26 protein-coding genes and 1 pseudogene are annotated in these 25,170 nt (G+C 60.5%); 21 read left to right on the top strand and 6 right to left on the bottom strand.

Annotation, left to right across the window (positions count from 1 at the left end; genetic code table 11):
* The first annotated feature begins 5 nt into the window (after positions 1–5).
* Positions 6–776 (top strand): amino acid ABC transporter ATP-binding protein, encoded by a 771-nt coding sequence (locus V1286_RS03520; RefSeq protein ID WP_334477608.1) that lies wholly within the window; start codon positions 6–8, stop codon positions 774–776.
* A gap of 269 nt (positions 777–1,045) precedes the next feature.
* Here V1286_RS03520 and V1286_RS03525 read toward each other — a convergent pair.
* Positions 1,046–1,646: pseudogene (locus tag V1286_RS03525) on the bottom strand (amidase family protein); the annotation flags it as partial.
* 36 nt (positions 1,647–1,682) lie between these two features.
* On the opposite strand from V1286_RS03525, the gene V1286_RS03530 reads away from it, so the two are divergent.
* The 13 genes from V1286_RS03530 to dhaK all read left to right on the top strand — a co-directional run bounded on the left by V1286_RS03530 (position 1,683) and on the right by dhaK (position 12,180).
* Entirely contained in the window at positions 1,683–1,832 is a 150-nt protein-coding gene (locus tag V1286_RS03530) for a hypothetical protein (protein ID WP_334477610.1), read from the top strand.
* 300 nt (positions 1,833–2,132) lie between these two features.
* Complete coding sequence (locus V1286_RS03535; protein ID WP_334489521.1) at positions 2,133–3,464, top strand: ABC transporter substrate-binding protein; 1,332 nt, start codon at positions 2,133–2,135, stop codon at positions 3,462–3,464.
* A 109-nt stretch (positions 3,465–3,573) separates the two neighbouring features.
* Positions 3,574–4,533: a carbohydrate ABC transporter permease gene (locus V1286_RS03540; protein ID WP_334477611.1), complete on the top strand. Its 960-nt coding sequence runs from the start codon at positions 3,574–3,576 to the stop codon at positions 4,531–4,533.
* Complete coding sequence (locus V1286_RS03545; RefSeq protein ID WP_334477612.1) at positions 4,530–5,483, top strand: carbohydrate ABC transporter permease; 954 nt, start codon at positions 4,530–4,532, stop codon at positions 5,481–5,483. The genes V1286_RS03540 and V1286_RS03545 overlap by 4 nt, the downstream gene beginning before the upstream one ends.
* A complete protein-coding gene (locus V1286_RS03550; protein ID WP_334477613.1) occupies positions 5,480–5,692 on the top strand; it encodes a hypothetical protein in 213 nt (70 codons plus the stop codon). The genes V1286_RS03545 and V1286_RS03550 overlap by 4 nt, the downstream gene beginning before the upstream one ends.
* A gap of 6 nt (positions 5,693–5,698) precedes the next feature.
* Positions 5,699–6,796: an ABC transporter ATP-binding protein gene (locus tag V1286_RS03555; protein WP_334477615.1), complete on the top strand. Its 1,098-nt coding sequence runs from the start codon at positions 5,699–5,701 to the stop codon at positions 6,794–6,796.
* Positions 6,789–7,796: an ABC transporter ATP-binding protein gene (locus V1286_RS03560; RefSeq protein WP_334477616.1), complete on the top strand. Its 1,008-nt coding sequence runs from the start codon at positions 6,789–6,791 to the stop codon at positions 7,794–7,796. The genes V1286_RS03555 and V1286_RS03560 overlap by 8 nt, the downstream gene beginning before the upstream one ends.
* Complete coding sequence (gene dhaL / locus V1286_RS03565) at positions 7,793–8,407, top strand: dihydroxyacetone kinase subunit DhaL (RefSeq protein ID WP_334477617.1); 615 nt, start codon at positions 7,793–7,795, stop codon at positions 8,405–8,407. Before V1286_RS03560 ends, dhaL begins: the two co-directional genes overlap by 4 nt.
* A complete protein-coding gene (dhaM, locus tag V1286_RS03570) occupies positions 8,404–8,805 on the top strand; it encodes a dihydroxyacetone kinase phosphoryl donor subunit DhaM (protein WP_334477618.1) in 402 nt (133 codons plus the stop codon). The genes dhaL and dhaM overlap by 4 nt, the downstream gene beginning before the upstream one ends.
* Positions 8,798–9,112: an HPr family phosphocarrier protein gene (locus tag V1286_RS03575; RefSeq protein ID WP_057845267.1), complete on the top strand. Its 315-nt coding sequence runs from the start codon at positions 8,798–8,800 to the stop codon at positions 9,110–9,112. The genes dhaM and V1286_RS03575 overlap by 8 nt, the downstream gene beginning before the upstream one ends.
* Before the next feature lie 5 nt (positions 9,113–9,117).
* Positions 9,118–10,719 carry a phosphoenolpyruvate--protein phosphotransferase gene (ptsP, locus tag V1286_RS03580; RefSeq protein ID WP_334477621.1) on the top strand — a complete coding sequence of 534 codons (1,602 nt, stop codon included), beginning with the start codon at positions 9,118–9,120 and terminating at the stop codon, positions 10,717–10,719.
* Entirely contained in the window at positions 10,716–11,147 is a 432-nt protein-coding gene (locus tag V1286_RS03585) for a hypothetical protein (RefSeq protein WP_334477622.1), read from the top strand. The genes ptsP and V1286_RS03585 overlap by 4 nt, the downstream gene beginning before the upstream one ends.
* A 43-nt stretch (positions 11,148–11,190) precedes the next feature.
* Positions 11,191–12,180: a dihydroxyacetone kinase subunit DhaK gene (gene dhaK, locus V1286_RS03590; protein ID WP_334477624.1), complete on the top strand. Its 990-nt coding sequence runs from the start codon at positions 11,191–11,193 to the stop codon at positions 12,178–12,180.
* Between the two features lie 131 nt (positions 12,181–12,311).
* Here the strand turns inward: dhaK and V1286_RS03595 are convergent, their stop codons facing one another.
* From V1286_RS03595 to V1286_RS03615, 5 genes are all read right to left on the bottom strand, one after another.
* Positions 12,312–13,451 carry a Gfo/Idh/MocA family protein gene (locus V1286_RS03595; protein ID WP_334477625.1) on the bottom strand — a complete coding sequence of 380 codons (1,140 nt, stop codon included), beginning with the start codon at positions 13,449–13,451 and terminating at the stop codon, positions 12,312–12,314.
* Entirely contained in the window at positions 13,448–14,521 is a 1,074-nt protein-coding gene (locus V1286_RS03600) for a sugar phosphate isomerase/epimerase family protein (protein WP_334477626.1), read from the bottom strand. Before V1286_RS03600 ends, V1286_RS03595 begins: the two co-directional genes overlap by 4 nt.
* A gap of 130 nt (positions 14,522–14,651) precedes the next feature.
* Positions 14,652–16,133 (bottom strand): NAD-dependent succinate-semialdehyde dehydrogenase, encoded by a 1,482-nt coding sequence (locus V1286_RS03605; protein WP_417021236.1) that lies wholly within the window; start codon positions 16,131–16,133, stop codon positions 14,652–14,654.
* 23 nt (positions 16,134–16,156) lie between these two features.
* Complete coding sequence (locus V1286_RS03610; RefSeq protein WP_334477628.1) at positions 16,157–17,383, bottom strand: iron-containing alcohol dehydrogenase; 1,227 nt, start codon at positions 17,381–17,383, stop codon at positions 16,157–16,159.
* The gene (locus tag V1286_RS03615) at positions 17,380–17,793 is read right to left on the bottom strand and encodes a hypothetical protein (RefSeq protein ID WP_334477629.1); all 414 of its coding nucleotides are present in this window, start codon (positions 17,791–17,793) and stop codon (positions 17,380–17,382) included. The genes V1286_RS03610 and V1286_RS03615 overlap by 4 nt, the downstream gene beginning before the upstream one ends.
* A gap of 130 nt (positions 17,794–17,923) precedes the next feature.
* On the opposite strand from V1286_RS03615, the gene V1286_RS03620 reads away from it, so the two are divergent.
* From V1286_RS03620 to V1286_RS03650, 7 genes are all read left to right on the top strand, one after another.
* Complete coding sequence (locus V1286_RS03620) at positions 17,924–18,616, top strand: GntR family transcriptional regulator (RefSeq protein ID WP_334477630.1); 693 nt, start codon at positions 17,924–17,926, stop codon at positions 18,614–18,616.
* A 176-nt stretch (positions 18,617–18,792) separates the two neighbouring features.
* A complete protein-coding gene (locus V1286_RS03625; RefSeq protein ID WP_334477631.1) occupies positions 18,793–19,884 on the top strand; it encodes an ABC transporter ATP-binding protein in 1,092 nt (363 codons plus the stop codon).
* A gap of 48 nt (positions 19,885–19,932) precedes the next feature.
* On the top strand, positions 19,933–21,363 hold the full coding sequence (locus V1286_RS03630; protein WP_334477633.1) for an ABC transporter substrate-binding protein: 1,431 nt from the start codon (positions 19,933–19,935) through the stop codon (positions 21,361–21,363).
* Between the two features lie 161 nt (positions 21,364–21,524).
* Complete coding sequence (locus tag V1286_RS03635; protein WP_334477635.1) at positions 21,525–22,595, top strand: carbohydrate ABC transporter permease; 1,071 nt, start codon at positions 21,525–21,527, stop codon at positions 22,593–22,595.
* A 3-nt stretch (positions 22,596–22,598) separates the two neighbouring features.
* A complete protein-coding gene (locus V1286_RS03640; RefSeq protein WP_334477636.1) occupies positions 22,599–23,543 on the top strand; it encodes a carbohydrate ABC transporter permease in 945 nt (314 codons plus the stop codon).
* Between the two features lie 2 nt (positions 23,544–23,545).
* A complete protein-coding gene (locus V1286_RS03645) occupies positions 23,546–24,634 on the top strand; it encodes an ABC transporter ATP-binding protein (protein ID WP_334477638.1) in 1,089 nt (362 codons plus the stop codon).
* On the top strand, positions 24,631–25,080 hold the full coding sequence (locus V1286_RS03650; RefSeq protein ID WP_334477640.1) for a hypothetical protein: 450 nt from the start codon (positions 24,631–24,633) through the stop codon (positions 25,078–25,080). The genes V1286_RS03645 and V1286_RS03650 overlap by 4 nt, the downstream gene beginning before the upstream one ends.
* Positions 25,081–25,170: the final 90 nt, after the last annotated feature.

The following is a 25,170-nucleotide window of genomic DNA, read 5'->3' on the forward strand; positions in this document are numbered from 1 at the left end:
CGAACATGCCGCAGGAAAGCCCAGGCGGTCAGACCAGGCGGCCAGCCTCGATCGTCATTGTGGAAAATCTGGTGAAGCGGTTCGGAAACTTCACAGCCTTGAGCGACATCAGTCTCAATGTCGCGAAGGGCGAAAAGATCGTTCTGTGCGGGCCCTCGGGCTCCGGAAAATCCACGCTGATCCGGTGCATCAATCATATCGAGAAGCCCGATGAAGGCCTTGTCGTCATCGATGGTGTCGAGCTCGCCGGCCGCATGGCCGACATCAACAGCGTGCGCCGCGAAGTCGGCATGGTATTTCAGAGCTTCAATCTGTTCCCGCACCTCTCGGTGGTCGAGAATTGCATGCTGGCTCCAATCAGGGTTCGCGGCCTTTCCCGATCCGAAGCGCATGACCGCGCGATAGGTCTGCTCAGGAAGGTCCGCATACACGATCAGGCGAACAAGTATCCAGCGCAGCTATCGGGAGGTCAGCAGCAGCGTGTCGCGATCGCGCGGGCCCTGTGCATGCAACCCAAGATCATGCTGTTTGACGAGCCGACATCCGCGCTCGATCCGGAGATGGTCAAGGAGGTGCTCGAAACGATGGTAGACCTCGCGCAGGAGGGAATGACCATGGTTTGCGTCACCCACGAGATGGGCTTTGCGCGCCAGGTTGCCGATCGGGTGGTCTTCATGGATCGGGGCGCCATCGTCGAAGAAAGCGACCCGGACACATTCTTCCGCGCGCCCCGCACGGAACGGGCGCGGAGTTTCCTGAACCAGATCATTCACTAGCAACCGAAGTTTACTCACGCTCAAAAGCCGAGTTCGCGGAAGACGCTATCGGTTCAGAGCAAACACTTTCGAAGCATAGGCGACCGTTGATGGGTAGTTCGATGAAATTGCGCACGGCGTTGTTTGGCCTTTTCTTGCGATAAGGGCGCCGAATCTACGATCGAATGTGACTGGAGTGGCCATCGACCAAGCGCCAGCGTGTGTGCCGACCTCCAGGAACGAAGAGATCCGCCCACGTCCGCCTTCGCCCAGACGCTTACAGTTTCGTATTCAATGCGCTTCGCTGCGCGCAGCAAGAGCCTGTCTTGTCCTCTTCGTGCGATAATCTGAATCCCGAACGGAAGGCCGCTTGCGTCTCGGCCGCACGGGATTGAAATCGCTGGAAGTCGTGCGTGATTTACGAAAGGTGTGAAGGCGGCATGAGCTCGGCGACTCGCTTCCTTCTCCGATCATTTTTGGGCCAAGTTGTACCAGGGGGCCAGGCGACACAGGGAACGGTCCGTGCCAGAAGGAGGTCAAAATTCGCAAAGAAAGCTGCGAAAGCGGCGCTGATAGCAGAGCTTGCGCCAAGCGCCGCAGCTATTTCTACACCCCGCCAGGAAAGACCGCGTTCGATCTGCTTGGCCACGTCCGAATCGAATTGCCCCGGATCCTTGTGGAAGTCTGGGCCGTAGAGCGCAGCTAGTCCCACATGCTGCAGTGGCATCAACGCTTCCTCTGTCACGCCGAGCGGCCATCAATGGGTGTATCGAGTGCCAGCGTAGGCGAAAACGCGATGCGCAGATCCGCCGCATCGACGTGATCGCTTTCAACCGTGGCGGAGTCAGGATCCCGCGGATCGAAATCAGTCATCGCCTCGAACGCGAGCGCGGTAGCAACTCGGAGCCTCATCAAGGAAACGGCGCTGTGCCCGATTTGCGCAGCGCGCTTTCGATCTTCGTCAAAAGCTCAAACATGCAGAACGACTCGTTCGAGCGACGCCATCCCGAAATTGAATTGGCGAAGCAAAATGAAATTGCTTTGAAATTGGAGCGCCAGCAGGACGCGCGCAGTTGATACCGCCGCTATAGCGTCCGAGCTGATTGTTTTGTGAGTTGTGTCCGGCCGCCACGAGCTTGCTGGGAAACCACATGAGAGCCCCGGCGACAGGTCGCTTGCAATGTTTAGTAACTTATGTCTTACTAAACAAATCGAGCTTTGCCGGTCCTTAAGAATCCGGGTAGCGCGAGGGAACGTCAGTTTAGTCACTTAGCCCGTCAGGACTGTGTCGCACTGCTCGAAGCATTCGAGCGGGCAGGAACGCCGCGCCATGTCGATGGCCGGTTCAACAGGAGGGAAATGCGCATGAACAATAGCATGAAGGCGCTCTTTGCTGCAGGCGGCGCACTTGCCGCCGCGCTCTGCATCGGAGCGGCGACCACGCCCGCACAAGCGCAGGGCAAAACCATCACGCTGTGTTGGGCCGCATGGGACCCGGCCAACGCGCTGGTCGAACTGTCGAAGGACTTTACCGCCAAGACCGGGATCGGCATGAAGTTCGAATTCGTGCCCTGGACCAATTATGCCGATCGCTTTCTGAACGAACTCAATTCACGGGGGTCGCTGTGCGATCTCATCATCGGCGATTCACAATGGATCGGCGGCGCCGCGGAGAACGGCCAGTACGTCAAGCTGAACGACTTCTTCAAGAAGGAAGGAATCAGCATGGACGACTACATGCCGGCCACCGTGGTCGGTTATTCGCAGTGGCCGAAGAACACGCCGAACTATTGGGCGCTGCCGGCCATGGGCGACGCGGTGGGCTGGACCTATCGCAGGGACTGGTTTGCGCGCCCCGACGTGCAGAAGGATTTCAAGGCCAAATATGGCCGCGATCTCGCTGTGCCGAAGACGCTCGATGAGCTGCGCGACATCGCACAGTTCTTCCAGGGCCGCGAGATCGACGGCAAGAAGGTCTATGGTGCATCGATCTATACCGAGCGCGGTTCGGAAGGCATCACCATGGGCGTTTCGAACTATCTCTACGACTATGGCTTCAAATATCAGGACCCCAACAAGCCGTATGCAATGGATGGCTTCGTCAACTCGGCGGGTGCCGTCAAGGGCCTCGAAGCCTACAAGGAACTCTACAAATGCTGCACGCCCCCCGGTGCTTCCAACTCCTACATGTCGGAAGGTCTTGATGCGTTCAAGTCCGGCCAGGTGGCGCTGCAGATGAACTTCTTCGCCTTCTTCCCGGGCCTCTACAAGGACCCCAATGTCGGCGGCGACAAGATCGGCTTCTTCTCCAATCCCGCCGCTACCACTCAGGCAACCCAACTCGGCGGACAGGGTATCTCCGTGGTTTCCTATTCCAAGAACCAGGGTGAAGCGCTGCAATACATCAAATGGTTCGCTGGCGGGGATGTGCAGAAGAAGTGGTGGGCGCTGGGCGGCTATTCCTGCGCCAAATCCGTGCTGAACGACCCGGGTTTCCCGGACAGCGCGCCCTTCGCCAAGGAGTTCCTGAAGTCGATGGGTATGGTGGTCGATTTCTGGGCGGAGCCCTCCTACGCGCAACTCCTGCAGGCCGAGCAGAAGCGCGTGCATGACTACGTGGTCGCCGACAAGGGGACTGCTCAGGAAGCGCTCGACGGGCTGGTGAAAGATTGGAAAGCCATCTTCAAGGAAGAGGGCAAGAAGTTCTAGGATAGCGGCCTGGAGCGCGGTTCGCTCGCGCTCCAGGCCATTCTTTTCCGCAATACCAGGCCTCTCCTCCGAAGCCGACGATCACGGCGCATCAGGACCAGCCGACGCCATGAATGATTTGAGTGCCTCATCGCGGATCACATACGGCGCTGTGCCCCTGCAGCCGGGCTTGGCGCGCCGTGTCCGGGGCTTGTCCGACAAGGCTCTCGCATGGCTCTTCATTACCCCGACGATCGTGCTGCTGCTGGCGATTAATATCTTCCCGCTGGTCTGGACCATCTATCTGTCGTTCACCAACTATCGGGCCAACCGGTCGAACGCACCGGTGAAGTGGCTGGGGATCGATTGGTACCAGACGATCCTGACCGATCCGGACATTTGGGCGGCGATGCAGGTGACGGCACATTTCGTGTTCTGGACCGTCGTCATCGAGACCGTGCTTGGCTTTGGTCTTGCCTTCCTGATTGACAAAAAATTCCGCGGCCACGGCATGTGGACCACGATCATTCTGCTGCCGATGATGCTTTCACCGGCCGTGGTCGGCAATTTCTGGACATTTCTCTACCAGCCGCAGATCGGGCTTTTCAACTATATGGTGGCCTTCCTCACGGGCCGCTCCGCATCGTCGTTCCAGATGCTGGGCGACGTGACACTCAGTCCCTGGGCGATCGTCATCGTCGACGCCTGGATGTGGACGCCCTATGTGATGCTGATCTGCCTTGCCGGCCTGCGATCGATCCCGGATTACATCTATGAGGCGGCGGAGGTCGACCGCGCATCGAAATGGCGTCAGTTCTGGTCGATCACTCTGCCGATGGCATTGCCGTTCATCATGCTCGCCGTCCTTTTCCGCGGCATCGAGAACTTCAAGATGTTCGACATGGTCAACCTACTCACCGGGGGCGGGCCGGGGTCGACCACCGAGGTTGCCTCGATCACGCTGAAGCGCGCGGCGTTCGAGAGCTGGAGGACGGGCTATTCCTCGGCATTCGCGATCATCCTGTTCGTGACGGTGTTTGGACTAGCCAACATCTACGTCAAGGCGCTGAACCGGGTGAAGAGCCGATGAGCATCGCCAACACGGCCCATTCCGTCGTCGAACCATCGCTCAATACCAGGCGATTGGCGGGTTCGCTCGTGGTTCTCTATGCCGTAATCACGATGATTCCGTTGGTCTGGATCGTTCTTACCTCATTCAAGTCGCCGGACGATGCGATCTCCTATCCGCCGAAAATCGTCTTTACTCCATCGCTCGAAGGTTACTGCAATCTTTTCACCACGCGATCGCGCCAGACGCCGGAATTCATCCGCACGCTTGGACCGCCGCAGGGGCTTTGCGACGACATTGCGCGCAGTCGCAATATGGTCGTCGCCGGACCGTCGAACTACGTGCCGCGTTTCGTCAATTCGCTGATCATCGCGTTCGGCTCGACCGTGCTCGCGGTCGCGCTCGGCACGTTGTCCGCCTACGGCTTCTCGCGATTCCGCGTGCCCCTGAAGGACGACCTGCTGTTCTTCATCCTGTCAACGAGGATGATGCCGCCGATTGCTGTCGCGATCCCGATCTACCTGATGTACCGTACCATCGGGCTGTCGGACACCCGGCTCGGCATGATCCTGCTCTACACCTCGGTCAACGTCTCGCTCGCCGTCTGGCTGCTCAAGGGCTTCATCGACGAGATCCCGCGCGAGTACGAAGAAGCGGCCATGATCGACGGCTATACGCGCTTTCAGGCCTTTGTGAAGGTGGTGCTGCCGCAGGCAACGACGGGAATCGCGGCAACGGCGATCTTCTGCCTGATCTTCGCCTGGAACGAATACGCTTTCGCGGTGCTCTTGACCTCCGGCAACGCGCAGACGGCGCCACCCTTCATTCCGATCATTATCGGGGAGGGCGGGCAGGACTGGCCTGCGGTAGCCGCCGGCACGACGCTTTTTCTGGTGCCGATCGTCGTCTTCACGGTGCTTTTGCGCAAGCATTTGCTGCGCGGCATTACCTTTGGAGCCGTTCGCAAATGAGCCTCGATGCAAATTCCTCCATGCCGGGTCGGAGCTTCGCGGACAGAATTCTACGACGCGGTCCGCTGGAGGCCGTCGCGACGACGATCATCGCCGCGGGCGTCGTGATGCTGATGCAGCCATTTTCGCTGACGCTCTATTCCTGGTCGTTCGCGACCACTCTGTTCGGAACGGTGATGTTCATCGTTGTCTCGAAGGTCAGGGAGTAGGGCGGGATGGCACAGATCAGGGTCGAAGCGCTCGACAAATCCTTCGGGGACTTCCATGCCGTCAAGGCTGCCAGCTTCACGGTCGAGGACGGCGAGTTCCTCTGTCTGCTGGGTCCTTCCGGCTGCGGCAAGACGACAACGCTCCGCATGATTGCAGGACTGGAATTGCCGACGGCCGGCACCATTCGGTTGGACGGCGAGGACGTCACGATGAACCGCGCATCGGCTCGCGATATCGCTTTCGTGTTCCAGCTGTTCGCCCTCTATCCGCATATGAATGTCCGGCGAAACATCGGTTTCCCCTTGAAATGCGAGGGCATTGGCGCGGCGGAGTCCGACCGGCGGGTCGTGGAGGCCGCGCGCACCCTGCGCATTTCGCATCTTCTCGATCGGCCGGTGTCGGGTCTTGCCGGCGGCGATCGCCAGCGCGTCGCGCTGGGACGGGCGATCGTGCGCAAGCCAAAATGTTTCCTGATGGATGAGCCGCTCGGAGCGCTCGATACCGAAATGCGCGAGGCGATGATCCGTGAATTGCGTGCGCTGCACGACCGGCTCCAAGCGACGACGGTCTACGTCACGCACGATCAGCTCGAGGCCATGGCGATGGCCGATATGATCGCCGTGATGAACAACGGCATCGTCGAGCAGGTCGCGAGCCCGCGCGACATCTATGACCGGCCAGCGTCGCTGTTCGTTGCGGATTTCATTGGCTCGCCGCCGATGAACTTCCTGCCGTTCCGCGGCAGCCTGCAAGCCGGCGCGCAGGCGATCAGGCTCGGCGAGCGCGACGTCGCCATTCCAGCTGCGCGCCAAGCGCTGCCGGAAAGCGACCTGGTCCTCGGGGTCAGGCCCGAGCACGTGCGTTTCACCGATCGCGGCGCCGTACGGGGCGAGGTCTATGGGTCGGAGTATCTCGGCACGACACAGATCGTGATCGTGACGACGCGCTATGGCGCACTCAAGGCCCGGTCGCCCGCCAGCGTGTCGTTTCGGACCGGAGAGAATGTCGGGCTCGACTTCCGGCCCGATACGCTGTCGATCTTCGACAAGGAGTCCGGCCGGGCGATCCGCACCGTGTTGCATGAGGGAGGCGTGCATGGCTGAGGTCGAGATCAGGGCGGTCTCCAAGGCGTTCAAGAAAACGCAGGCTGTCAGCGACCTGTCGCTGACCGTCGGAGACGGCGAGTTCGTCGCTTTGCTCGGGCCGACGGGTGCCGGCAAGACGACGACATTGCGCCTCATCGCCGGATTGGAGATGCCGGACCATGGTTCGATCCGGATCGGCGGACGCGACGTGACCGGCGATGCGCCGGCCGATCGCGACATCGCTTTCGTGTTCCAGCAATATTCGTTGTATCCGCATCTTACCGTGTTCGAGAACATGGCTTTTGCGTTACGTGCGCCGATCCGCCGCGTACCGGAGGCGGAGGTCCGCGCCAAGGTGCGGGAAGTCGCGCGTCTGCTCCACATCGAAACCAAGCTCGATAACAAGGCAACCCAATTGTCGGGTGGACAGATGCAGCGTGTCGCGATCGGCCGGGCTCTGGTGCGCTCGCCCGCGATCTATCTCATGGACGAACCGCTCTCTTCGCTGGATGCCAAGCTGCGCGGCGAAATGCGTCTTGAACTCAAGCGCATTCAGACCGATCTCGGCGCGACCATACTCTATGTTACTCATGATCAGACGGAAGCGATGACCATGGCTTCGCGCATCGGCGTGATCGAGGCCGGGCGGCTGATGCAGATAGGTACGCCGCGCGAGATTTACGAGAACCCGATCAACGCTCATGTCGCCGCGCGGCTTGGGCAACCGACGATCAACCTCCTGCCGGCGGGTCTCTTTGCCGGCGCGCCGCGCGGGACCAAGACCATCGGCGCGCGCACCGAGCACCTGACGATCGCGCGCGACGGCGGCGACGTGTCGGCGACCGTCACGCGGATCGAACATCTCGGCGATCAGAGCCACCTCCACCTCGATCTTGGCGGCCAACCCGTCGTGACGTTGTCCGACCCTGAAGCAAGGCTCGGCCCTGGGGATATCGTGTCGCTTCGGCTCAACAAGCCGCTGTTCTTTGATGCGGCCGGCGGGAGGGTCGCGGCATGAGTCTCGATCGGGGAGCCAGGGAAAAACTGGTGCGGGCGCTTGCCGCGTCAATGATCGAGCACGCCGAAGAATTGACCAGCCTGGATCAGGCGATCGGCGACGGCGATCACGGATTGAACATGAAGCGGGGTTTCGAGGCCGTGCTCGCGACGCTACCCGGCCTTGCGGACAAAGCATTGCCGGAGATGCTGAAGGCGATAGGAATGACGCTGGTCATGAAGGTCGGCGGCGCCTCCGGGCCACTGGTCGGCACCTTCTTCATGGAACTTGGCAAGGCGCTTCCGGAGCAGCCGGCGCGTACCGATCTCGTCGCGGCGGCGGATAAGGCGATCGACGCGGTCAAGATGCGCGGGCGATCCGAAGCGGGGCAGAAAACCTTGCTGGATGTTCTGGTGCCGGTGCAAGCCGTGTTTGCGGGGGGCGGTGATGCCAAGGCGATTGCGGCCGAGGCGGCGCAAGCCGCCGATCGCACGACGCCGATGCTTGCGACCCGCGGCCGGGCATCCTTCCTCGGCGAAAGATCCATCGGCCATATGGACCCGGGGTCGCGCTCGGCGTCCCTTCTGATCAGTGCAGCAATTGCGGCACTGGAATTCGAGGCAACTTCATGAGCAATTCAAGTTCCGGCAATGTCGGCATCGTCATCGTTTCGCATTCCTCCAAAATCGCGGAAGGCGCAGCGGACATGGTGCGTCAGATGGTAGGCAATGCCGTGCCGCTCGCCTGGACCGGCGGCGATGCCGATGGAGGGCTCGGCACCAATGTCGCCGGTATCCTCGAGGCAATCGAGGCGGCCTGGTCGTCGGCCGGCGTGGCGATCCTGGTCGATCTTGGCGGGGCGGAGACGAATTCGGAGATGGCGGTAGAGATGCTGGCCGAAGATCGACGTGCGCGCGTCGTTGTCTGCAATGCGCCGGTGGTGGAGGGCGCCGTGATCGCAGCGACCGAGTCCTCGGGCGGTTCGTCACTTGCTGCCGTCAAACGTAGCGCGGAGGAATTCTATGCATGATGTCAACGCTAGCCGGGCGTCTAACGCCTTCGTGCCGCTGATGGCCTCGGCGGTTCTCGTCAATGCCGTCGGTCTTCATGCGCGGCCGTCGGTCAAGCTCACGCAGTGCGCGAAACGCTTTGCGGCGAAGATCGAACTCGCGCTTGCGCCGGACGGTCCCTGGACGGATGCGAAGAGCCCGGTAAAGGTGATGCGCGTCAAGGCCCCGCAGGGAGCGACGTTGCATTTCCGCATCACCGGCCCCGATGGCACGGCAGCGCTTGCTGCCGTGCTTGCGCTTGTGCATGACGGTTTCGGCGAGGCCTGATCGCGGTGGCAGAGATCCATCTTATCGGCCGTGCTGCCTCGCCGGGTCTCGCGATCGGGCCGGTCACCATGCTGACTGCGGCTGTGGTGGTCAGGCGGGCGGCGAGCGACGATCCCGCGCAGGAGGCGGCGGCACTGCGGGCGGCAATTGAAGGCGCGAGGGCGGAGATCGCCGAGCAGATCAAGACGATTCAGGGCGAGGTGGCCGACATTCTGGAATTCCAGGTCGCCATGCTTGAAGATGATGCGCTGGCGGATGCGGCATATGAGGTCATCTCGGAGGGGATCACTGCCCATCATGCCTGGCGCTTGGCACTCGACGTGGAGATAGCTGGCTATCGCGCGGCTGAAGATGAATATTTCCGTGCCCGTGCCGCCGATATCGTCGACATCCGCGATCGCGTGCTCGCGCATTTGAGCGGCGTGGACACCGTCGCCAGGATTACCGGTGGCTCGATCGTGACGGCTGACGACATCACGCCTTCCGCTTTTCTTGCCGCCGACTGGTCACACGGCGGCGCCATCGCGCTGGCCGGGGGCTCACCTTCCTCGCATGTCGCGATGTTGGCGCGGGCGCGCGGGGCGCCCATGGTCGTCGGGCTCGGTCCGTTGTCGTGGAACGGGCAGCCGCCGGCGTTGGCACTGGTCGATGGCGATGCAGGAAGCGTGATCTTCGATCCCGAGCCGGAAACGCGTCGCCTGTTCGAGCAGCGCATGGCTGCTGCGAACGCTGCGGTGGCCGCCGCCGAGAGCGCCAGGCTTGCGCCTGCCTATACGGTCGACGGCCGGCGGATCGCGGTTCTGCTCAACATTGCCGCCCCTGAAGACCTTGCAGGCCTCGATCCCGCAATCTGCGACGGCATTGGTCTTGTGCGCACCGAATTTCTGTTCGAGACGTCTCTTGGCCTGCCCGACGAGGACACGCAATATGCAGTCTATCGGCGCATTCTCGACTGGGCCCAGGGAAGGCCGGTGACGATCCGCACCCTCGATGCCGGCGGCGACAAGCCAATCAAGGGCCTGACGATCGATGGTGAGAGCAATCCGTTTCTCGGCCTTCGCGGCATTCGCCTCTCGCTTGCGCGACCGGAGGTGTTTCGCGTGCAACTGCGGGCGCTGTCGCGCGCGGCGGTGCACGGGGTACTGAAAGTGATGCTGCCGATGATCGCCGTTCCCGGAGAGCTCGATCGTGCCGGTGTCATGCTTGACGCCGAGTTCGCGGCGCTCAGGGCGGAAGGGACCGCTTGCGCCCGGCCGCCGCTTGGTATCATGATCGAGGTTCCGGCGGCCGCGCTCTGCGCCGAGGATTTCGACGCTGCGTTCTATTCGATCGGATCGAACGATCTGACCCAGTATACGATGGCTGCGGCGCGCGATATCGGTTCGGTCGCCGACCTCAACGATGCGGGCCATCCGGCGGTGCTGGCGCTGATCGCCCGCACTGTTGAGGCCGCGCGCAAGCGCGATGTCGAGGTCTCGCTCTGCGGCGACGCTGCCGCCGACACCCGCCTGACGAAGGCGTTGCTTGCGACCGGACTGACGAGCCTTTCGGTGGCACCGGTTGCGGTAGCGCGGCTCAAGGCGGCGATCGCAAAGGTAGGGTCATGACGAACGAAGCACGCGAAGATACCCGCGGGCCTGGTGACAGCAATGTCGCCGACTACAAGCTCATCCTGCGGCGGGTACTCGACAACCGGCCTTCCGGGACCCGGCTCAAGCTCGCGGCGGCGCTGGGCAAGAACCGCTCCTTCGTGACCCAGATCACCAATCCGGCCTATCTGGTGCCAATTCCGGCGAAACATGTCGCGATTATCTTCGATGTCTGCCATCTGTCCGGCGCCGAGCGCGCCGCATTCCTGGAAGCCTACGGACGCGCGCATCCCGGCCGCCTGCGCACATCCCATCGCGAAGCGCGCACGCGCACCATCGCGGTGACGGTGCCGGATCTCGGCGACGACAAGAAGAACCGCGCGCTCGAACAACTCATCATCGATTTTGCGGCGCAACTCGCGCGCTACGCCGAGAGCGTCGGCTGACGGATTGATCCGGACCGAAAAAATGAGGCACGGGAGGGCGTTTATGAAAAAGCTGATCAACGGCGCCGAGACAGTACTCGAGGAAAGTCTCGACGGCTTTGCCGCCGCGCATGCGGATATTCTGCTTCTTGGTGCCGAACGCAAATTCGTGCGCCGACGCACGTTGAAGTCCGGCAAGGTTGCCCTGATTTCGGGCGGCGGTTCAGGGCATGAGCCATTGCATGCGGGCTTTGTCGGCCACGGCATGCTCGATGCCGCCTGTCCCGGCCAGGTCTTCACCTCGCCGACACCGGACCAGATGATCGAGGCCGCCGAGGCCGTCGACACCGGCGCCGGCGTGCTCTTCATCGTCAAGAACTACGAAGGCGATGTCATGAACTTCACTATGGCCGCCGAGATGGCCGGGCGGGAAGTGGCGAGCGTGGTGACCAACGACGACGTGGCGGTGGAGAAATCGACCTATACGACCGGCCGCCGCGGTGTCGCGGGAACGCTGATCGTGGAAAAGATGGTCGGCGCCGCGGCCGAAAACGGAATGCCGCTTGCGGCCCTCAAGGCGCTCGGCGATGAAATCAACCGGCGCACGCGCTCGATGGGCGTGGCGCTGTTGCCGTGCACCGTGCCGGCGGCGGGGCGGCCCAATTTTACGCTGGCCGACGACGAAATGGAAATGGGGGTCGGTATTCATGGCGAGCCTGGCCGACGCCGGGTACGGCTGGCTTCCGCCGATGCGATTGCCGAGGAACTCGTTGGCGCGATCCTCAAGGACCTTGCGCCGGAGCCGGGCAGTGAAGTTCTGCTTCTCGTCAACGGGTTCGGCGCAACGCCGCTGATCGAGCTTTATTTGATGGTCAACAGCGCCAAGCGAATTCTGGAAGGTGCGGGGATCACCGCAACGCGGTTCCTGACCGGATCCTACGTCACATCCCTCGACATGGCTGGCGTGTCGATCACCGTGTCCGTGCTCGATGGCCAAGCAATGGAATTGTGGGGTGCTCCCGTCCACACGGCGGCGCTGCGCTGGGGCACATGATCACCTCTCGCGGCATCTAGAGCCTTTTCCGTTCCGATAGAATCGGAACGGGGCTCTAGATTTTTGTTTTGACGCGTTTTCTTAACGCGAACCGGTTTCCACTTCGCTGGAAAACGCTCTAGCCGCGCGCCTTACACGTCGCTGAGGCTTGTCCACATGCTCTGATTGTCACTTGATCGGACCGCGGCGGCGATGAATTCCATTCCTTCAATCCCGTCAGCGAGCGATGGCAGGTCGGGACAGGCAGTGTCTCCGGAGCGGATCAGTTGAGCAAACTGACTGTAAAGTGTGGCGAACGCCTCGAGATAACCTTCGGGGTGCCCGCTCGGCAGTCGAACCTGAATCGGAGGGGCGTCACCGGAAATCGCGCCGCCTCGCGTAAGAAGTTGCTTGGGCCTGCCAAATTCGGTGAACCACATCTGGTTTGGATTCTCCTGGCGCCACTCAAGCCCGGCCTTTTCGCCGTAAACGCGAAGCTGCAGACCATTTTCGCAGCCTACGGCAACTTGGCTGGCCCACAGCATCCCGCGTGCATTGCCTTCAAACCGCAGCAGTATGTGCACGTTGTCGTCGAGCCGTCTGCCCTCCACGAAAGTCGACAGGTCCGCACTTACGGCCGCCGTTTTTAAGCCCGTGACAAATCGTGCAAGGTTATAGGCGTGCGTACCGATGTCTCCGATAGCACCGCCTGGTCCTGAACGAGCGGGATCCGTGCGCCAATCCGCCTGCTTGTTTGAAAGAGGGCGAGTTAGCCAATCTTGCGGATACTCGACTTGAACCACCCGAATCTTGCCCAGATCACCATTCGCCACCATGGCACGCGCCTGTCGTACCAAGGGATAACCCGTGTAATTGTGCGTCAACAGAAACTTCGCGCCATTCTTGGGCTTGATTTTGGCCAGCGCACGAGCCTCATCGAGCGTTGACGTAAGGGGCTTGTCGCAAATCACGTGAATTCCAGCCTCAAGAAATGCCTTGGCCGGCGCAAAATGCAGGTTATTTGGCGTGACGATTGAGACGGCCTGAATGCCGTCTTCGCGGGCAGCCTCTTTAGCCGCCATCTCGGCAAAGCTGGTATATATCCGGTCTTCGGCCAGCCCAATCTTTCTACCGGATTCCTGAGCCAGGGCAGGATCGGAGGACAGCGCTCCCGCAACCAGTTCATAATCGTCGTCAATTCGCGATGCAATTCGGTGCACGTAGCCAATGAAGGCCCCGATCCCACCACCGACCATTCCCAATCGGATGCGCGACGCCTCGCTGTCTCTCATGACATGCCCTCATCTGACCGCAGACCAAGCATTCTCAGATTTGCTTCCCTATTTGTACCGGAGCCCGCAAAGTCGTCAAAAGCTCGCTCGGTTACCCGTATGATGTAATCGGAGATCAACCGGGCTCCTTCCCGAGCGCCATCTTCCGGATGCTTTAGTGCGCACTCCCACTCCAGCACGGCCCACCCCGCGTAATCGTAGGCCGTGAGCTTCGAAAAGATCGATCGAAAATCAACCTGACCGTCTCCAATCGATCGGAAACGTCCGGCGCGGTTGACCCACGACTGAAAACCTCCGTAGACACCCTGCCTGCCGGTTGGATTGAATTCGGCATCCTTGACGTGGAATGCCTTGATGCGCTGGTGATAGATATCGATGAAATCGAGATACTTGAGTTGCTGCAGCACAAAATGACTTGGGTCGTAAAGAATATTGGCGCGAACGTGGTTCTTCACTTGATCGAGGAACATTTCGAAAGTTGCACCGTCATGCAGATCCTCGCCCGGATGTAACTCATAGCAAACGTCTACGCCGTAGTGATCGAACTCATCCAGAATTGGTAACCATCGGCGGCCAAGTTCACCAAAGGCATCGTCGACCAGGCCCTCGGGGCGTTGGGGCCAGGGGTAGATGAAAGGCCACGCAAACGCGCCCGAAAAAGTTGCATGGGCATTCAGACCAAGGTTGCTCGAAGCCCTTGCGGCCCATTTCAATTGTTGAACTGCCCACGCCGTCCGGGCGGAGCAATTGCCATGGACTGCAACCGGCGCGAAACCATCAAAAGCACTGGAGTAGGCTGGATGCACTGCCACCAGTTGCCCCTGAAGGTGCGTCGACAATTCAGAAATCTCGAGTCCATGACGATTGACTGTGCCACGCAGTTCATCCGCATATGTTTTCGACGTCGCAGCCTTTTCCAGGTCAATAAAGCTGGAGACCCAGCTAGGTATCTGCACGCCCTTGTATCCAAGACCCGCTGCCCAGGCGCATATGTTATCCAAGGTATCAAACGGAGCAGCTTCAGCGGCGAACTGAGCCAGGAATATTGCCGGTCCCTTGATGGTGCGCACAATTAATCTCCTCTCTCTTGTCTTCGAAGGGCCTCAGCCTGACGGCTCTGGACCCCACCGCAGTTCTGCTTCTTACGCCACGGCGCGACATGGTCACGGTTGAAGGGATCGCGCTGCACCTGTCCTCCGTCTACATCGTGACGGCGAGATATTTCGCCTCCATGAACTCGGCGATGCCGTGCCCCCGTCCGCCTTCGCGTCCAATGCCGCTCTGCTTGACGCCGCCGAACGGAGCGGCCGGATCCGACATGAGGCCGCGATTGAGCGCGATCATACCCGTTTCAATCTTCGCGGCTACACGCATGCCGCGGGCAAGATCGCGGGTGTAGATGTAGGCAGCGAGCCCGTATTCCGTGTCGTTCGCCCGCTCGATCGCCTCGCTCTCCTGTTCGAAGCGCGAGATCGGCGCCACAGGACCGAAGATTTCCTCTTGCGCCATCGCGGCGTCGGCCGGCACGTCGCAGAGGACTGTCGGAGGATAGTAAAATCCCGTCCCGCTCCCGACCGAGCCCCCGCACAGAACGCGCGCGCCACGCGCGACGGCGTTCTGAACCAGCCGATCGATCTTATCGACGGCCTTTTTCGTGATCATAGGACCGCATTCGGTGGCGGCTTCGACGCCCGCGCCCACTTTGAGCGCCGTCATGCGCTTTCGAAGCCCTTCGGCGAAGGCGTCGTGGATGCCGGATTGCACATAGATGCGGTTTGCGGCGGTGCAGGCTTCGCCGGCGTTGCGCATTTTCGCTACCATCGCGCCGTCGAGCGCGGCCTCGAGATCGGCGTCGTCGAAGACGATGAACGGCGCGTTGCCGCCGAGTTCCATCGAGCACGAGATGACGTGCTTGGCCGCTTCGGCGAGGAGGAGGCGGCCAACTCCCGTCGAGCCGGTGAACGACAGTTTCCGCACCCGTGGATCCGCCAGCATGGCGGCGGTGGCCGGAGCAGGATTGGAAACCGTAAGGACGTTGACGACGCCCGGGGGAACGCCGGCTTCTTCATACAGCGCAGCGAGCGCGTAGGCTGTGAGAGGCGTCTCGCTCGCGGGCTTGAGCACAACTGTGCAGCCCGCTGCCAGGGCGGGAGCGATCTTGCGCGTCGCCATGGCCGCCGGGAAGTTCCAGGGCGTGATCAAAACGCAGACGCCGATCGGCTGATAGTCGACGATGATGCGGTTCGCGCCCGAAGGAGCGAGGCCGAACTCGCCGATAATTCGCACGGCTTCCTCGGCGTTCCAGCGGAAGAACTCGGCGGCATAGGCGACCTCGCCGCGCGCATCGCGCAAAGCCTTGCCGTTCTCGATTGATATCAGCTCGGCGAGCGTTTCCGAACGCTGGGTCATCAATTCGAAGCAGCGCCTCAAAATCTCGGATCGCTTGCGCGGCGGCGTCTCCCTCCAGCCGGCCGCTGCCCGGGCGGCGGCCTCCACCGCTGCCTCGACGTCGACCATGGCCGCATCGGGAACCTCGGCGATCACGCGCTCGGTGGACGGATCGACCACCTCGATAAGCCGGCCGTCAGCGGCCTGCCGCCATTGGCCGTCGATATAGAGGCCGCGCGAATAAGCGCGGAGGTCGAGGGTTTCGTGGTCGGTCTTGAACGTGTGCTGGGGCATGCTCATGACGGGGTCCTGTCAGCTCAGATGGCGCTGCCGGCGAGATCGCCGTCGTAGGCGGCTTTCACCAGTCGTTTCATCGCGGGAAGGTCGAACGGGCGGGGATTGTTCTTGATCAGGCGATCGATGCCGAGGGCGAGTTCTGCGGTCCAATCAATCTTGTCGGCGGGAAGTCCAAGACCGGCCAATGTCGGAGTGATCCCAATCGCCGCGAACATGCGGCTGATTTCTTCAATCGTCGTGCGGGCCATCTCGCCGTCGCTCCGACTCGAGCGCTCGAGGCCGAGAGCGACTCCGACTTTGGCGATTTCGGTTGTCGCCGCGGAGCAATTATAATTCATCACATAAGGCAGCATGGTCGCGACGCCGAGCCCGTGCGGCGTGTGGGTTAAGGCGCCGATCGGATATTGCACCGCGTGCGCGGCCGCTGTTCCCGCGGTTCCGAACGCGCAGCCGGCCGCCAGAGCTCCCATCATCACATCCGCCCGCGCGTCCTCGTCGGCACCATCGCGGCAGGCCTTCTCGAGACTGCGTCCCAGTAGCTTGATGGCGAGCAGAGCGAAGTGATCGGTAAGCGCCGTCTTGCCGATGAAAACATGTTTCTGCGGCAGGTCGGAAGCGACATCGCGTCTAACCGCAGTGAAGGCCTCGATCGCGTGGGTCAAGGCGTCGGCCCCTGCGATTGCCGTCAGGGACGGCGGACACGTCATCGTCAGTTCCGGGTCGCAGATCGCAGCGGTGGCAATCAGGTGGGGGCTCGAAATGCCGACCTTTAAAAGTCGATCAGAATCGGAGATCACCGCGACCGGCGTCACTTCCGAACCGGTGCCCGCTGTGGTCGGCGCGGCGATCACTGGCAGGATCGGACCCGGCACCTTGAACTCACCATAGTAGTCCTGAAGCTTGCCGCCATGGCTGAGCAGCAAGGCTGCGCATTTCGCAAGATCGAGACAGCTGCCGCCGCCGATGCCGATCACCATATCGGGCATGAAGCTGCGAGCCTCCTCAACGCAGACGCCGACCGTGTCGACCGGCACGTCCGGCTGCACGCGATCATGAACGAAAATCTCAACCGACGACGCTCTTAAGCCCGCGACGATTTCGGAAAAAACGGCCGTGCCGGCGAACCGCTCGTCGGTGCATAGGAGCGCTCGACGCCCATGTTTGGCTGCGACGGTGGAAAGCGCGTGGCGCTGACCCTTGCCAAATAAAATCTCGCGGGGCAGCCTCAGGGCGGCGAACAGGGTCATAATGCATATCCTCTGGCGACGGACGAATTGGATTGTGCGCGACCGAGTTCGCTCCAGAGGCGAGGTTCAATCTCAGAGCCGTTCTCGGCGCGAAGGCGGCCCGCGCTGTCGCCGGGACTGCTGACAGGCGCGCCGGCCTGCATGGGCAGCGCAGCGCGAACCAGATCCATGTAGCCGGAGAGTCTCGGTACCGATTCCGGAGCGGAGCCCAGATCTATCGCAAGGATGACGTCGCCCTTGCAGGTGGCGTCGGATCGCCAGCGCCCGACGCTGCGCGTGTGGGATTCGGTCGAACCGCGTTGAACACGATGGAGTTGTTGCAGGCCATGCGACGGGTGCCCCGTCAATTCGGCATCAAAGAGCACGTCGGCTTGGTGAAATTCATTTTCTTCCAAAGCATCACGCTCCATGAGCAAGCCCACGCCTGCGCCCGAGTTTGCACCGTTCAATCTTCGTCGATTAAATCCTATATGATATAGGATTGAATATTGCGCAAGATCCTGCTAGAACCGACTTGTGTCAAGAGGCGGGCCGAAATCGATGAACGTCACCAATCCCTCTCAAACCGGGGCCGCCAGCGGGCAGATTCATCGCCCGACCAGTCTGGCGGACGACGTGTATGAGGCGATTTTTGCACAGCTCATGTCGCTCAAGATCGCGCCAGGCGCCCGCATCACGGTCGATAGCCTGGTCCGCGAATTCAATGTGTCGCAAACGCCTATCCGTGAGGCGCTAGGTCGGCTCGAGGGTGAAGGGTTGGTGCTGAAGACGCACTTGATCGGGTATCGCGCGGCGCCGCAGATCACGAAGCGCCAGCTTGACGAAATTTATGAGCTTCGATTGCGTCTCGAGCCCTACGGCGCCGCGAAGGCGGCGGCGCGTATGGACGACACGAAGCTGGCGATGCTTCGCGAAGCGGCCGGCATGATGGCCCGCCGGGAAGGCAAGGACGAACGCCTGCGGTATTCGAACTTCGCGCGGCAGGACGCTGCCTTTCACGACAAGATCTTGGCCTGCGCTGAGAACGAACTCATTCGTCAAGCCATCGCTTTCCAGCACACCCACTTTCACATTTTTCGGCTCATGTTCCATTCGCGTGTCACCGAAGAGGCTCTCGACGAGCACGAAGCCATACTGGCAGCCTTCGCGGCTGCGGACCCCTTGGCCGCCGAAGAAGCGATGCGCGTTCATATAGAACGCTCTCGCGATCGCCTGCTGTTAGCGTTCGATTGAGCCGCCCCCGATGTCGATGAATGTCACAACGGACAGAGTAAAAGTGGTCATGCGGCTCGGAAGCGGCGAAGCGAAGGCAGTTGAGCCTGTCCTGCAGGCGACGAACCTCTCGAAGCAACACGGCTCAGTGACCGTGCTTGCGGAGGTCACGCTCGGCGGTGGTCTGGGAGATGGCAATGGGGCAGTCTGAGAAATCTGCACTGCGTTTGACAAATGTAAGCAAGTCATACGGCCGCGTGCGGGCCCTTGAAAACCTGTCCTTCAGGGTGGCGGAAGGTCGTTTCTTCGTATTGTTTGGGCCGAGCTCAGTTGGCAAGACGACGACGCTTCGCACGATCGCTGGTCTCATCGCTCCCGAACGCGGGCACGTCGAGATTTTTGGCAAGGATTGGACGCATGAGCCGATTGCGGGCCGGGGCGTGTCAATGGTGTTCCAGTCCTTCGCGCTCTATCCGCACCTCACCGTTTACGACAACCTCGCCTATCCGCTGATCGAAGAAAAGCGCCCGCGTGAGGAGATCGATCGCCGCGTGAAGGAGACGGCGGCGATGCTCCGGCTCGACACGAAGGTCTATCGAAAGCCCAATACGCTTTCGGGTGGCGAACAGCAGCGCGTGGCCTTGGGTCGCTCCTTAATACGCCGCCCCAGGATCCTGTTGCTGGATGAGCCTTTGACCAATCTCGACGCGAAGCTCCGCCATGAGATGCGGGCGGAACTGAAGCGCCTTCACCGCCAGTTTGGTCTCACCATCGTCTACGCCACGCCCGATGAGCTCGAAGCCCTCTCGATGGGTGAGGAAATCGCAGTGATGCGCGACGGCGGCGTGGTGCAGATCGGAACGCCGGACGAGCTCTTCGAAGCGCCGTGTGATCTTTATGTGGCAAGCAAGATCGGCTCGCCCCACATGAACATGATCAAAGGCAGGCTGGCCACAGACAACGCCGCCCTCGAATCCGCAATTGGGCCACTACCTTTCGTGAAAAAGCTGCAAGCCGCAGAAGCAGGCGAAGCGGCCGTGGTCGGCATCCGCCCGAGCGACGTGCGCTTTGCCGGGAAGGGCGAGCAAGGCCTCAAGACCAATATTTCCATGCTTGAGCCGCTGGGGGACGTCACGATCGTGTCCGTGGAAACCGGCGGCGAAACGCTGCGCATGGTGTTGCCGGAATCTGCCGCCTCGGGTTTGCAGCCCGGCCAACAGGCGGCAGTTATTCTCGATCCAAGCAAATTCTACATCTTCCGCGCTTCGAGTGGACGGACGATGGCCTGAGGCGAGCGATTTAAAAGAAAAAATGAAACCCAAACGGAGGAGACCAGGATGACCGCGACAAGGGAGATCAACAGGATAGTGATGGCGGCCGGGCTTGCCGCTTCGCTGGTGCTGGGAGCGACGGTTGCTTTCGCCGGTGATGTGACGCTGACGATGGCTGTGCCGGATTGGCCACCAACACGCATCATGAAGAAGTTCTTCGACGAGCAGTACAAGCCAAAGTCCGGCAACACGGTGAAGCTCCAGGTGGATTTCATTCCGTGGCCAGACTTCTATACCCGCGTGAATGCGTCGCTCACATCAGGCGAGAAGAAGTATAACTTCATCGTGTCGGACTCGCAGTGGCTGGGCGCGTTCGTCGAGGGCGGCTATTTCCGGAAGATCAACGATCTGCTCAACGCAGATCCCGAGTTCATGAAGACGTTCAAGGACATCCATCCGAACGCACTGAACTCCTACTCAACTTATCCGCACAAGTCGGAAAATTACTACGGCTTTCCGCAGTTTCCCGATGTGCTGGTGAACTTCGCGCGAAAGGACATTATCTGCCACGAAGCAGAACAGAAGAACTTCATGGCGAAATTCAACCAGAAACTTCCCTGCACGAGCGAAGAGCTCGACGCCATGACCTGGGACGACTTCAAGAACGTCGGCGAATTCTTTCGCCGCAAGAAGGGCGAGATGCTGGCCGGCAAGCCCGCCGAAGACGATTTTTACGGCATCGCGTTTCAGGCGGGCAAGAGCTACGACTTCTCGTCTATGCAGATCAACGGCTTTATTTGGCAAATGGGTGGTGACATCTGGGATGAGACCCAGGCACCCACCAGCAAAGCGGAGGGTGTTGTGAACTCGCCGGCGGCCGTGAAGGCGCTGGAGAAGTATCTGAGCCTGATCGCATACATGCCACCTCTCGCCAAGACGGGCACGATGGATATCTTCAAGTCGGATGAGCTGTTCCGCCAAGGTAAGGTGGCCATGAGCGTCAACTGGATCGGCCTTGCCGAAGCCTCGCTTGATCCGAAAACTTCGAGGGTCTCAGACAGCCTGGTGTTCGGCATGATGCCGGGAACCAAAGGTGCTGACGGCAAGCTGGTCCGCTGGTCCAATATTGGCGGCCAGCCCTTCGTGCTGACCACCTGGACGACCGACGCACAGATCAAGGAGGCCGTGGAATTCGTGAAGTGGTGGCTGTCGTCGAACATCCAGCACCAGTTTGCGGCGGCCGGCGGTCAGTCTGCCATTAAGTCCGTGTACTCGGATCCGAAGTACGTAACTTACCGCCCCTGGAACAGGGCTTGGGCTCCTTCGCTGGATTGGCAGAAGGACGTGTGGCACGTGCCGCAGTTCTTCGAGTTACTGACCCAGCAGCAAGACCAGTATGATCTCGCCATTACTGGCAGGCAGGATGCCAAGACGACTCAGGACAATATCGCCAAGTTCCAGCAGCGCCTGCTCAAGGAGGTGGGGCTGATCAAGTGACATGACGCGTGAGCTCTGCGAGCGGCGCCAATGGCGAGGCTTGGCCGGGGAAGAGACTTCGTCCTCCTTCCCCGGCCAATTGAAAGACATGGCCAGACGCCGACCGCGGTCGCACGAAGCCGCTCAGCAACGCACAGGAATTGCTTTTCCACGGAAGCTTCATGCAACTGATGTCAACCATACAATCTGCCAAGACTGCACCGGCTCTTCTTGAGCTTTCGGCCGGCAATTGGCGGCTTGCAGTTCTCGTGGGGCTTGTTGTCTCCGCACTTGCGGTGGTGGCGCTGCCAGCGTCCGGTTCCTTCTGGGTCGTTGGCGCCATGTCGGCTTTGGTCGCCGCGGCATTCGCGGTGAATGCCTACCGCCGTCGCTATTATGGCGGGCTCCTGGTCGCGCCCGCCATCGCCGTTCTATTCGTGATGAACATCTTCCCGCTGCTTTGGTCTCTTGGGCTTTCATTTTTTGCCTACCAGTCGAACCTGCAGTCCATCCGCTTCGTCGGCCTCAACAACTACATCAAGGTTCTGACCGACGAGGTCGCGGCTCCGGCCAACTGGAACGCCCTCATCAACACCGCCATGTTCGCGGTGTGCACAGTTTCTGTACAGATGATCGTGGGGTTTCTGCTGGCGATGCTTTTTGCCAAGCAGTTCCCGCTGCGGAAATATCTGCTGATTCTGGTTCTCACACCGATGATGCTGTCGGTCGTGGCCTCAGGTGTCTTCTTCACCTACTATTATGACCCTACCTTCGGCATCCTGAGCTATGTGATCAATAGCCTCGCGGGCGGCCAGTTCATTGTCATGGACAGCAAGGCGGGCGCTGTGGCCGGTATCGTTTTTGCCGACGCCTGGATGTGGTCGCCTTTCGTCATGCTGCTCGTGTTGGCGGGCCTCGTGTCCGTGCCGAGATATCTCTACGAGGCAGCCGCCATCGACAGGGTTTCCGCCTGGCGGCGCTTCTGGAGCATCACCTTCCCCTATATCCGCGGGCTCCTGATGCTGGCGCTGCTGTTCCGCACCATCGAAGCTTTCAAGCTGGCAGACCTTGTGATCGTGCTGACCAAGGGCGGAAACGACACAATGACGATCTCCTACCACTTGATCCGCATTGCCAATGAACAGAACAAGACAAGCGAGGGAGCCGCCATCTCCTACATCATCCTCTTCATAGTAATCGTGCTCACGAACCTTTATCTCTACGTTGCCAATCCCAAGAACAGGGAGGCCTGAGCCATGACAGACAGAGTTTCTTTCTGGGAGCGGATTGGCTTTCGTAGCGTCGGCGGCATCGCGGAGGCGGGTTGGGGCCGCACGCTCGTCGTGGCGGTTGTCAGCTTCATCTACTTCCTGCCGGTCCTCTTCATCATCTTCACGGCGATCAAGCCGCAGGGGCTGGCGCTTTCAGTACCGCCAACGCTTTCGCCTACCTCATTCTTTGGTCTCATCCCCGATCAGTTTGTCTTCACGCCGACATTGGACAACTTTGCCTCGGTCTTTTCCCGCGTCATGACGGCGGGTGGCCAGCCGGAGTCCACCGGGTTTGACCGATTCTTCTTCAACTCCATCGTGATCGCGTCGGCATCTGTCCTGCTTGCCCTCGTTATCGGCACGTTGGCCGCCTATGGCTTCTCGCGCTATCCGCTCAAGGGCAACGATACCTATCTCTTCATCATTTTGACGACCCGTATGCTGCCTGCGATCGTCGTCATCATTCCGGTGATCTTGATGTTCCGCGCCGTGGGCCTTTCTGGATCCTATCTCGGCATCATCATGCTCTATACGGCCTTCAATCTCGCATTTACCGTCTGGATGATGAAGAGCTTCTTCGATGAGTTGTCGACAGACGTCGAGGATGCAGCCCGTATCGATGGGTCGTCAGAAATCAAAGTGTTTTTCAAGATCTGTCTGCCGCAGGTTATTGCGGGTCTTGCCGCAACATTCGTTTTCGGCCTCATCCTCACCTGGAACGAGTTCCTGTTCGCGCTGCTCCTGACGGGTCCTGATACACGCACCGTGCCTGTAGCCATGAACCAGGCCGTGTCTTCCGGCGGGCGCGGAACCGACTGGACGCTGCTGGCTGCCATTGAAACCTTGTTTCTTGTTCCCATTTTCCTTGCCACCTTCTTTTTGCAGGATCACCTGCTGCGTGGCGTCACGTTCGGCACGGTCAGGAAGTGATCATGTCGACCATCGAAATACGTGACCTCACCAAGAAGTTCGGCACATTTGTTGCCGTCAAGGATGCCAACCTGTCCGTGGCCGCGGGTGAAATTGTTTGTCTGCTCGGTCCTTCGGGCTGTGGCAAGACGACTACGCTGCGCACGATTGCCGGCCTCGAACGCGCCACGGCAGGGGACGTCGTCATTGCGGGGCAGCGCGTGAACCACCTGCCGCCGGAGAAGCGCGACATCGCAATGGTCTTCCAGTTCTATGCTCTCTATCCGGCGCTGAGTGTTGGGCAGAACATTGCAATGCCTCTTCACCGCGAAGCAATCGGGAGCGCGGAAGTGGCAACTCGCGTCAGGAAGGTGGCTGACATCTTGCATCTTCGCGATATCCTGGACCGACTGCCGGGACAGATTTCGGAGGGCGAGAAGCAACGCGCCGCCGTTGCCCGCGCCATTGTTCGGGACCCCAAATGCTTTCTGTTCGACGAACCTCTCTCGCGGCTCGATGTGGAGCTGCGTCACTCCATGCGCGGCCAGATCAAGGCCGTGCTGTCAAATCTCACGAAAGCCACTGTCATAGTCACCCACGACCAGCTTGAGGCCCTGACCATGGCAGACCGTATTGCCATCATGCGCGACGGGCTCATCGAGCAGGTGGGGAGCCCACATGAGGTCTTCGCAAAACCCGCCAACGTCTTTGTTGCGAGCTTCATCGGCACGCCGCAGATGAACCTGATCGACGCACAATTCAAGAGCTACGGCAACGGTAAGGCGAAAGTGGTCTTCGACGAGCAGGATGTCGATCTGAGCGTCCATCCCGCGGTCGCAAACCTGAAGGCTGGAAAGGTCACCGTGGGAATTCGCCCGCGAGCTTTCACTGTTGTCTCCAAGGACACCAGGGACACGATCGACGCCATGGCCGAGCTCATTGAGCCGATGGGTGCCGAGACGCTTATTCACGCGCGCACCAAGACGGGCAGCGACATCCGGGTCGTCGTGCCGCGTGACAAAAGGGTGAAGATTGGCGAGGCGCTCCACCTCGTTCCAGATCCCGCGCAAACCCACGTGTTCGCAGACGACGGAAAGGCGGTGCGCGCATGAAAAATAGCGAGCAAGGCAATGGCGGACTGACGCCGACGGCGGCGCGGACGTTGGAATACAGCATCATCGGGCTTGGCGTATTCGCGCTTCTGATGATTTTTCAGCCGTTCAACATCTCGCTTTTCACAGTTGGCTGCGCGCTGATCGTTCTGGCGGGGCTTGTCAACAACCTCCTGCCTCTGGCGCAACCTGGCGTACCCAAGCGCTCGCTGGTAACGGTGGCCATGATCGTCGCCATGATCTTCTGCATTGTGCTGCTCGCTTCCATCGTTGTCGCACATCTCTACGGCGCATTCTTCCTCAAGCCGCCGGATCCCAACACCGTGCTGGGCAGAGTTCAACTCAACGCAACGCCTTGGTACATGCATGGCTTCACTTGGACTGTTGCGGTTATCGCTGCTGCTTTAGCTGGCCTCATCACGCTGCAGAGTCGCCGCAAGGAGTGAACCTGCACCTTCAAGACTTCCACGGATTCTATGCCTGCGGATAAAACGCTTTCAATCAACAGACCCGTGCATTTAGGGCGGATCGTTTTC

The sequence above is a fragment of the Bradyrhizobium algeriense genome (assembly GCF_036924595.1).
GTDB classification, from domain to species: Bacteria; Pseudomonadota; Alphaproteobacteria; order Rhizobiales; family Xanthobacteraceae; genus Bradyrhizobium; species Bradyrhizobium algeriense.

Coding starts and splice junctions, on each gene's coding strand:
- V1286_RS03630 (WP_334477633.1), top strand. CDS start 19,933: ATGACCGCGACAAGGGAGATCAACAGGATAGTGATGGCGGCCGGGCTT.
- dhaK (WP_334477624.1), top strand. CDS start 11,191: ATGAAAAAGCTGATCAACGGCGCCGAGACAGTACTCGAGGAAAGTCTC.
- V1286_RS03550 (WP_334477613.1), top strand. CDS start 5,480: ATGAGCCTCGATGCAAATTCCTCCATGCCGGGTCGGAGCTTCGCGGAC.
- V1286_RS03645 (WP_334477638.1), top strand. CDS start 23,546: ATGTCGACCATCGAAATACGTGACCTCACCAAGAAGTTCGGCACATTT.
- V1286_RS03610 (WP_334477628.1), bottom strand. CDS start 17,383: ATGACCCTGTTCGCCGCCCTGAGGCTGCCCCGCGAGATTTTATTTGGC.
- dhaM (WP_334477618.1), top strand. CDS start 8,404: ATGAGCAATTCAAGTTCCGGCAATGTCGGCATCGTCATCGTTTCGCAT.
- V1286_RS03650 (WP_334477640.1), top strand. CDS start 24,631: ATGAAAAATAGCGAGCAAGGCAATGGCGGACTGACGCCGACGGCGGCG.
- V1286_RS03615 (WP_334477629.1), bottom strand. CDS start 17,793: ATGGAGCGTGATGCTTTGGAAGAAAATGAATTTCACCAAGCCGACGTG.
- V1286_RS03560 (WP_334477616.1), top strand. CDS start 6,789: ATGGCTGAGGTCGAGATCAGGGCGGTCTCCAAGGCGTTCAAGAAAACG.
- dhaL (WP_334477617.1), top strand. CDS start 7,793: ATGAGTCTCGATCGGGGAGCCAGGGAAAAACTGGTGCGGGCGCTTGCC.
- V1286_RS03520 (WP_334477608.1), top strand. CDS start 6: ATGCCGCAGGAAAGCCCAGGCGGTCAGACCAGGCGGCCAGCCTCGATC.
- V1286_RS03595 (WP_334477625.1), bottom strand. CDS start 13,451: ATGAGAGACAGCGAGGCGTCGCGCATCCGATTGGGAATGGTCGGTGGT.
- V1286_RS03640 (WP_334477636.1), top strand. CDS start 22,599: ATGACAGACAGAGTTTCTTTCTGGGAGCGGATTGGCTTTCGTAGCGTC.
- V1286_RS03575 (WP_057845267.1), top strand. CDS start 8,798: ATGCATGATGTCAACGCTAGCCGGGCGTCTAACGCCTTCGTGCCGCTG.
- V1286_RS03545 (WP_334477612.1), top strand. CDS start 4,530: ATGAGCATCGCCAACACGGCCCATTCCGTCGTCGAACCATCGCTCAAT.
- V1286_RS03535 (WP_334489521.1), top strand. CDS start 2,133: ATGAAGGCGCTCTTTGCTGCAGGCGGCGCACTTGCCGCCGCGCTCTGC.
- V1286_RS03635 (WP_334477635.1), top strand. CDS start 21,525: ATGCAACTGATGTCAACCATACAATCTGCCAAGACTGCACCGGCTCTT.
- V1286_RS03585 (WP_334477622.1), top strand. CDS start 10,716: ATGACGAACGAAGCACGCGAAGATACCCGCGGGCCTGGTGACAGCAAT.
- V1286_RS03555 (WP_334477615.1), top strand. CDS start 5,699: ATGGCACAGATCAGGGTCGAAGCGCTCGACAAATCCTTCGGGGACTTC.
- V1286_RS03620 (WP_334477630.1), top strand. CDS start 17,924: ATGAACGTCACCAATCCCTCTCAAACCGGGGCCGCCAGCGGGCAGATT.
- V1286_RS03605 (WP_417021236.1), bottom strand. CDS start 16,133: ATGCCCCAGCACACGTTCAAGACCGACCACGAAACCCTCGACCTCCGC.
- V1286_RS03540 (WP_334477611.1), top strand. CDS start 3,574: ATGAATGATTTGAGTGCCTCATCGCGGATCACATACGGCGCTGTGCCC.
- V1286_RS03625 (WP_334477631.1), top strand. CDS start 18,793: ATGGGGCAGTCTGAGAAATCTGCACTGCGTTTGACAAATGTAAGCAAG.